This is a genomic window from Streptomyces sp. SID14478, from assembly GCF_010548525.1.
Classification (GTDB): Bacteria; Actinomycetota; Actinomycetes; order Streptomycetales; family Streptomycetaceae; genus Streptomyces.
Window position 1 is genome coordinate 1 of record NZ_JAAGMG010000782.1, and the last position, 7655, is coordinate 7655.

Consider the following 7655-nt stretch of genomic DNA (forward strand, 5'->3'; position numbering starts at 1 on the left):
ATCCTCTCCACGGCGTACGAAGGCCCCGCCCGCGCACGGGCGTTCGCCCTGTTCGGAGCCGTCGCCGGGATCGGCGTCTCGCTCGGCCCGACCCTCGCCGGGCAGCTCGTGGCAGGCGTCGGCTGGCGCTGGGTGTTCGCCCTGCACGCGGTCGCCCTCGCCGTGGCGCTGCTCGCGGTGCCGGTGATCGCGCGGACGGTGCCGGCCTCCGTACGAGGATCAGCACGGCTCGACCTCCCCGGCAGCGCGGTCTTCGTCGCCGCCGCGGTGCTGCTGACCACCGGGATCGTGCAGGCCTCGCAGTGGGGCTGGGGGAGCGCCGGGGTGCTCGCCCTGTTCGCGGCATCGGCCGCGGCGCTGGCCCTCTTCGTGCGCGTGGAGCGGCGCAGCGCGCACCCCGTGCTCGACCTCGGGCTGCTGCGCGAACGCCGGTTCCTCGGCCTCGCACTGGTCCCGGTCGCGGCGTCCTTCGGCTTCGTCACACTGCTCACGTACCTGCCGAGCTACCTCACGGCCGTCACCGGCCGCGACGGCTCGGCGGCGGGCTGGCTGATGCTGCTCCTGACGCTGCCGGTCCTCGTCTCGCCGGTGGTCGCGGCCAAGCTGGTCGAACGGGGCGTCCCGGCACGGGTGTTGATCCTCACGAGCCTCGCCTGCCTGGTCGCCGGCGACCTCGGTCTGCTCCTCTTCTCGCCGCACGTCGCCATCGCCGTGGTGGCCGTGCCGATGCTCGTCACGGGCGCGGGCATGGGCCTGTCGGCCGGCCTCGTCGACGGGCAGGCCCTCGCGCTGGTCGCCCCGGAGCGCGCCGGAATGGCCGCCGGATTCGTGAACACGCTGCGGCTGGGCAGCGAGGCGGTGGCGGTCGCCGTGTACGGGTCGGTGCTCGCGACCCTGGTCGGGGCCGGGCACCCGTACGACGCCGCCTTTCACGCGCTGCTGTGGGGGCTCGCGGGCGTTTGCCTGGCACTCGGCGGCGCCATCGCGTGGCTTTCGCGGCGATGAGCACCCGCTTCCGGCAGAGTCGACCCCGGAGAACATCCACGAGTACGGGAGAGGCACATGACGGAGCAGCTGCTGCGCGTCCAGAACTTCAACGTCTCCAGCGACGGCTTCGGCGCCGGCGAGGGCCAGAGCCTGGAGCGCCCCTTCGGGCACGCCGACCCGGGAACCATGTTCGCGTGGGCCGGGGCCACGGCGAGCTGGCCCAACCGGACCGAGCCCGGCGGCAGCCGCGGCCTCGACGACTACCTGACGCGGGACTTCCACCACAACATCGGCGCCGAGATCATGGGCCGGAACAAGTTCGGCCCGCAGCGCGGGCCCTGGGAGGACCACGAGTGGCAGGGCTGGTGGGGCGACGAACCGCCGTTCCACACGCCGGTGTTCGTCATGACCCACCACCTGCGCCCGTCGTTCACGCTCTCCGACACCACGTTCCACTTTGTGGACGGCGACCCCGCCACGGTCCTGGAGCAGGCGCGCGCCGCGGCCCAGGGCAAGGACGTCCGCCTCGGCGGCGGCGCGACGGTCGTCCGCGAGTTCCTCGACGCCGACCTCGTCGACACCCTGCACGTGGCGGTCTCCCCGATCGAACTCGGCTCGGGCTCACGCCTGTGGGAGTCGCCGGACGAGTTGCGCGACCGGTTCCACGAGGATGTCGTGCCCAGCGACAGTGGGGTGACGCATCACCTGTTCTGGCGGAAGTGACGCCTCAGGAACGGTCGTTGAGGAACGCGGTCCAGGTACCCGGGGCAACCGTGAAGCACGGGCCCTCCGGGTTCTTGGAGTCGCGGATGTGGATGGCGGTGGGCTCGTCGCTGCTGCGGCTCGGCTTCTGCCAGTCGTAGGCGACTTCGAGGCAGTCGCCGCCTTCGCTGCCGCTGTAGCTCGACTTGAACCAGTGCCGTGCGGTGCTCATCGCTCTCCTAGCAGGCGCTCCAGCAGGCCCATGGAGTCTTGCGGGCTGAGGGCCTGTGATCGCAGCATCGCATATTTGCGTTCCAGGATGGACACCTCGTCGCGGTCGGCGACCCATTGGCTGCCGCGCTGGGTCTCGGTGTAAGCGAGGTGCTGGTGGTCGGGGGTCTCCAGGAGCGTGAAGGGGCCATCGAGGGCGGCATGGTGGCGACTGCTCTGCGGGAGGATCTGCACGGTCAGGCCGGGGAGTTCGCACTGTTCGCGCACGTACCGAAGCTGCCTGTGGCGGACCTGCGGATCGCCTACGGACAAATGGAGCACCGGCTCCCAGATGACGAAGCTGACCGTGGGCGGGACCTTCCGGTGCAGGATCGTCTGCCGCTCGATCCGGGCAGCGGTCTTGGCCTCGATCTCGTCGGGATCGTAGGCCGGAACGCGCTCGCGGAGCACGGCCCGAGCCATGTCCTCGGACTGCAGAAGGCCAGGCATGACCACCGCGTCGTACTTGGACAGGGCGATGGCCTCACGTTCGTGCTTGATGTACGACTCGGCCCACAGCGGGAACTGGTCGATCTCCGGCATGTTGGCCACGGCGACGGCCAACGCACCCTTGGTGTCCAGTAGTTGGTCCATCGCGTCCGCAAGATCCGGCAACAACGGCCGCCGCCCCTGCTCGATCGCCGCGATGGTCGCCTCCGCGACCACCAGCCGCTTCCCGAGCGCCGCCTGAGTGAACCCGGCGGACTTGCGGAACAGGGCGACCAGCTGTCCGACCATCCTCATCGCCGACGGATTCCTCGGCGGACGCTTCCCGGTGCTCATGACGGTCAATGTCCCCGCCCCGCTCTCGCTCGACCCCACTCGAACCCCGACAAGAAATCCGTCGGGGTCGACGCACTGCCGTCAGTCCATCACGCTCCGCGACATTGCTGCCCATGAACGACGAACCCCGCGAACACTTCTACCGCCGCGAACGCCAATCCGTGCCCGCCGCCAGGGAGTTCACCCGTCAGGCACTGGCCGACTGGGGCACCCGGGATCGCGCGGACGACATCCTGCTCTGTGTCAGCGAGCTCACGACGAACGCGCTGGTCCACGGCGTCCCGCCGGGCCGGGGCTTCCTCCTGCGGGTGCTGGCGTACGACCACGTGCTGCGCCTCGAAGTGCACGACAGCGGCGATGGCGTGCCCGCAGTACCGCGCGGGGCGCGGGACGCCGAGGGCGGTCGGGGCCTGCTGCTGGTCGGGGCGCTCGCGGACAAGTGGGGCGTCGGTGAGCGGGACCCGGGCAAGGTCGTGTGGTGCGAGTTCGAGCGAGGTGGCCCGGAGACGGAGCCCTGCGTGTGACGTGGGCGTCCTATGGTGGAGGGACGTACACCGACGGGGGTGGCAGTGGAACCGGGCACAGTGGGACTGAAGATCGCGTCCGCGGTGGTGGTGCCGTTGTTGAAGCGGCTCGTGCTGCCGCCCGCCAAGGCGCCGGGCGCCGAGTTCACCGAACGGCCCGTACGGATAAGGCACGTGCTGTCCTTCGTGGGGGACCATCCGACCGTCAGCCGGGACGATCTGCACCGGCTCGCGCGCGAGCTGGTGGAGCGCGGGGTGAGCGCGGCCGGCCCGCGCGAGCAGCCGATCGAGGACGACGAACGCGACGCCGTGGGGCAGGCCCTGACCCGGACGCTGTACGCCTTCGGCGAGCTGGACATGGACGACGTACAGCTCTTCCTGCTCGGGCCCGAGAAGCTCGCCGCCGCGCTGTCCCGGCAGTCCGGGCCCGGCACCCGCCGCCTGCTCACCGCGGACGCCGCCCTCTTCCACGACAGGCTCCTGGAGACGGCGTGCGTGCACCTGGTGCGGTTCTTCACGCAGCGCCCCGGGTTCGAGGCGCGGGCGCGCCTTGAGGACGCGCGTGAACTACGGGAAGTCCACGCCACGTTGGACGTCGTGCTGCGCCGGGTGTCGGGCGACGACTGGGCGGCGCTCGACGGACGTTTCGAGGAGAGTTACGCGCGCTACGTCGTCAAGCGGCACGGCATGCTCACCATCTACGGCGTCGATCTGCGCGATCCAAGCAGTCAGGAATGGCCCCTGGAATCCGCTTACTTGAGCTTGCGCGCCGTCAGCGCGCCGGCCGCCGCGGACGACACCGACGGGACGGCCGACGCCGAGCGCGAGTCCGGCGTGGAGCAGAGTGTCGAGGCGGCCCTCGCCACCCGCGGCCGCGTGCTGTTGCACGGTCTCGCGGGCACCGGCAAGACGACCCTCGTGCAGTGGCTCGCGATCACCACGGCGCAGCAGGACAGCGTGCCGGGCAACATGCCGCAGCTCCTCGGGCGCGTCCCCTTCGTCCTTCCCTTGCGCACCCTCGCCCGCAAGGGCGCCCAACTACCGCTCCCCGAGGACTTCTTACGCTGGATGGGCTGCCCGCTGGTGGGCACCGAACCGGACGGGTGGGCCACCCGGGTCCTGCAGAACGGCCGCGGCCTGCTCCTCGTCGACGGCCTCGACGAGATCCCCAAGGCCGACCGTACCCGCGCCCGCGCCTGGCTGCGCGAGCTCCTGGCCGTCTTCCCCGGCAACCTCTGGCTCGCCACCACCCGCCCCTCCGCGCTCGGCCCCGGCTGGCTGAGTGCCGAGGGGTTCCACGAGATCACCCTGGACGCGCTGCGCCCCGCGGACCTCAAGGACTTCATCCGGCGCTGGCACACCGCGACCGACGCCCTGCCCGGACGCGACGAGGAGCTGATCCAGGCCCTGCGCGCCGCGCCCGGCCTCAGCCGGCTCGCCACCAACCCCCTGATGTGCAGCCTGATCTGCGCCCTGCACCGCGAGCGGCGCGGCTTCCTGCCGCGCGGCCGCGCGGCGCTCTACAAGGCGGCGCTGTCCATGCTGCTCGAACGGCGGGACACAGAGCGGGAGTTGTACGGTCGTGGTGGGGCACCCGAACTGGACGAGGAGGCCGCCACCGAACCGCTCAAGCGCCTCGCCTACTGGCTGATCCGCAACGAACGCACGCAGATCGAGCGGGAGGACGCCGTCGACGTGATGCGGCGCCTGCAGCCCCAAGTGCCCAGCCTGGCAGGGCTCGGAGAGCCCGAGGACGCCCTCCAGTACCTCCTCGAACGCTCCGGTCTGCTCCGGGAGGCCACCGCGGGAGGCGTCGACTTCGTGCACCGCACGTTTCAGGACTACCTCGGCGCCAAGGCTGTATTGGAGGAGCGGGACTTCGGCATGCTGGTGAAGAACGCTCACGTAGACCAGTGGGAGGACGTGGTCCAGATGGCCGTCGCACAGGCCGATCACAACGGGCGCGCCGATCTGCTGATGCGGCTGAGCGACCGGGGGAACCGCGAGAAGGACGTCACCGTCCAGGCCCGCCTGCGCCTGCTCGCCCTCGCCTCCCTGGAGCAGGCGACCCGCCTGGAGCCCGCCGTGCGGCAGACCATCGAGTCCGAGGCGGCCAGCATGCTGCCGCCCCGCAGCCTGCGTCAGGCCCGCGTGCTCGCCCGCACCGGACCCCTCCTGCTCGGCCTCCTGCCGCCCCCCGACGCACTCGACGGCGACGAGGAACTGGCGACCGTGCACGCGATCTGCCAGATCGGCGGGGACGCGGCCATCCCGCGGCTGCGCGAGTTCCTCGACACCCGCCAGTCCGCGGTACGGGCCCAACTCCTCGGCCACTGGGACCGGTTCGACACCGAGGCGTACGCCGAGGAGATCATCAGGCCGCTGCTCGCCACCGCCCCGGAAGAGTCCGTCACCGTACGCTCGGCGGCCGAACTCGCCGCCCTGGCCGCCATGCCCGGCTGCGAACGCGTCGGCATCCACGGCGACTTCGACCCCGAGGCGATCCGCGCCGCCCTCGACCCGGGACGGCTGCGCGAACTGCGGCTGCGCGGCGCCCTGCGCGTCGACGACCTGACGTTCCTCGACGACTTCGGCGCCCTCGAAGAGCTGACCCTGCAGAGCTGCCGCAACCTCACGGACCCGGCGCCGCTCACCGGGCTGCCCCGGCTGCGCAGCCTGGCCCTCGCCGACCTGCCGCAGTTCGAACCGCTGTCGGACCTGGTGGGCTGTGCCGGCCTCGAAGCCCTGCACGTCGGGGCCGACGTGCCCTGGCGCGGCATCGCCGAACTGCCCTACCTCGACCGGCTGCGCGTCCTCGCGGTGCCCCCGGGCACCGTCGAACTCGGCGACATCGTCCGCGCCGCGAAACTGGAGGAGCTGCGCCTGCACGAGGCCGGCGACAAGCTGCTCCCCGACGACTGGGGCAAGGCGCTGGCCGAGGTGGCGACGCTGCGCACCCTGACCCTGTCGCCGGAGCAGCTGAGCGTGCTGCTGTTCGGCCAGCGCGCCGAGATCTCCGCCGTCACCCACCTCTACGTGTACGCGAAGCCCGGCGCGCCCGTCTCCCTGCGCCGCATCGCCCGCTGGCTGCCCGGCCTGGTGGAACTCCACCTCACCCAGGGCACCGACATCGACCTGTCGTCCCTGAAGGCCATGACGGCGCTGCGCCGGGTGCGCCTCGCGTACTCGCGCAACGTGAGCGCGGCCGAGCAACTGCCCGCCCAGGTCGGACTGGAGATATATCCGCATCCGTGACCGTCCCCGTGGCGGGAGATCGTCTACGCGGGTAAGTTCGCTGACACGAGAGGGAGTTGTGCACGTCATGGTCGGGCGGTGGTCACGTCGTCGTGACATCGCGGTCGGGCCGGAGCCGTACCGAGGGGAACCGGGACACTTCTGATGGGCAGGTCGCGAGTGCCGTTTCTGTATGCCCGCGACCCCGTGGTGCGTTCCCTGGTGCCCTCCCTCACCGGCCTCGCCTATGACGAACGGGCCCGCAAGAAGCGGGAGTTCGGCGACGACGTACCGGTCGTCCTGCTCACCGGACAGCACGGCACGGGCCGCAGTGCCGTCCTCGACGGGCTCGCCCGGAACTACCACCGACGGCTGCCGCTCGCCCACGTACGAGTGGTCCCCGCGGGCACGACCGCCGGGCCCGATACCGCCCGGCCGGTCCCGGCAGGCGGGCCGGAGGCGGTGCGCGCCGCCGACCTGGTGGAGATCATGGAGCGGCTGGTGTGCGCGTTCACACCGGACCTCGCCCGCTTCCCGGTCCTCGTCCCCGGCCTGTTCGCCGTGTCCGGCTGGCACGCCGGCGACGCCGAGGAGCGCGACGCCGTCTGCGCCCGCCACGCCCGGCTGCTCCTCGCCTGCGGACTGCGCACCGGCGAGGAACGCGAGGTGGCCCGCGAATGGGCCGCGCAGGTGGAGGCGTCCATCGCCGCCCACACCGAGCCCGCCGCCGGGGGCGCCGAGGACCCGGAGGACGTCGACTCCCTGCCGGTCACCCGGGCCGTGCTGCGCGAACTGGAGACGCTGCGCCCGCTGGGCCCCGCCCGCCAGTGGTACGACCGGCGCCACCCCACGGCCGAGGACGCGCAGGACGCCGACGACGCCCGGGACGCGCTGGTCGAGGTGGGCCGCCGCTTCCACCGCGGCGGCGACTACCGCCGGGCCGTCGAGACCGACCTCATGGCGGCGTTCCTCCAGGAGGTCGCCGCGGCCTACGGCGGCGTACGCCGCTGGAACCGCGAACCCTGGCCGCTGATCCTGCTCGACGAGGCGCACACCGCCGCGGGCCGCCGCTTCCTCGCACTGCTCCTCGACCACCGGGCCGCGCCGCAGCGGCCCGTCCGCGAGCGGATCACCGTCGTCGCCACCCGCCTCGGC

The 7655-nt window shown here is 72.1% G+C and carries 6 protein-coding genes and 1 pseudogene; 5 read left to right on the top strand and 2 right to left on the bottom strand.

Features of this window, described 5'->3' with window-relative positions:
- The coding region (locus G3I40_RS25785) for an MFS transporter (RefSeq protein ID WP_164304508.1) at positions 1-1005 on the top strand (1005 nt) is incomplete at its 5' end.
- A gap of 57 nt (positions 1006-1062) precedes the next feature.
- The gene (locus tag G3I40_RS25790) at positions 1063-1710 is read left to right on the top strand and encodes a dihydrofolate reductase family protein (protein ID WP_164304509.1); all 648 of its coding nucleotides are present in this window, start codon (positions 1063-1065) and stop codon (positions 1708-1710) included.
- 4 nt (positions 1711-1714) lie between these two features.
- On the opposite strand, the gene G3I40_RS25795 is transcribed toward G3I40_RS25790, so the two are convergent.
- Together G3I40_RS25795 and G3I40_RS25800 are read right to left on the bottom strand one after the other, a co-directional pair.
- Positions 1715-1921 carry a DUF397 domain-containing protein gene (locus tag G3I40_RS25795; RefSeq protein WP_164304510.1) on the bottom strand — a complete coding sequence of 69 codons (207 nt, stop codon included), beginning with the start codon at positions 1919-1921 and terminating at the stop codon, positions 1715-1717.
- Positions 1918-2742 carry a helix-turn-helix transcriptional regulator gene (locus tag G3I40_RS25800; RefSeq protein ID WP_164304511.1) on the bottom strand — a complete coding sequence of 275 codons (825 nt, stop codon included), beginning with the start codon at positions 2740-2742 and terminating at the stop codon, positions 1918-1920. Before G3I40_RS25800 ends, G3I40_RS25795 begins: the two co-directional genes overlap by 4 nt.
- A 113-nt stretch (positions 2743-2855) precedes the next feature.
- Here G3I40_RS25800 and G3I40_RS25805 point away from each other — a divergent pair, with 113 nt between their 5' ends.
- The 3 genes and pseudogenes from G3I40_RS25805 to G3I40_RS25815 all read left to right on the top strand — a co-directional run.
- Positions 2856-3266 (top strand): ATP-binding protein, encoded by a 411-nt coding sequence (locus G3I40_RS25805; protein WP_164304512.1) that lies wholly within the window; start codon positions 2856-2858, stop codon positions 3264-3266.
- Between the two features lie 39 nt (positions 3267-3305).
- Positions 3306-6521, top strand: coding sequence for an NACHT domain-containing protein (locus G3I40_RS25810; RefSeq protein WP_343245020.1), 3216 nt, complete (start codon positions 3306-3308; stop codon positions 6519-6521).
- A gap of 159 nt (positions 6522-6680) precedes the next feature.
- Positions 6681-7655: pseudogene (locus G3I40_RS25815) on the top strand (ATP-binding protein); the annotation flags it as partial.